Raw genomic sequence first — 237 nt, forward strand, 5'->3', positions numbered from 1 at the left:
AGGTAGTTGATCTGGTAGACGCGGCCGTAGCGCTCGCCGGGGCTGTAGCGCTCCTCGTCGGTGTTGTCGGCGCCCTCGACATAGATCGCGTCGGCCGGGCAGGCCCAGGCGCACAGCTCGCAGCCGACGCACTTCTCCAGCCCGTCGGGATGCCGGTTGAGCTGGTGGCGGCCGTGGAAGCGCGGCGCCGTCGGTTTCTTCTCCTCCGGATACTGCTCGGTCAGCCGCTTCTTGAAC

The 237-nt window shown here is 67.9% G+C and carries 1 protein-coding gene; it reads right to left on the reverse strand.

The annotated features are described in order from the left end of the window. A partial coding sequence (locus GJQ66_RS13805) for an NADH-quinone oxidoreductase subunit I (protein ID WP_196215959.1) occupies positions 1 to 237 on the reverse strand: 237 nt, incomplete at both ends.

The sequence above is a fragment of the Microbacterium sp. ZXX196 genome (assembly GCF_009709595.1).
Lineage (GTDB): Bacteria > Actinomycetota > Actinomycetes > Actinomycetales > Microbacteriaceae > Microbacterium > Microbacterium excoecariae.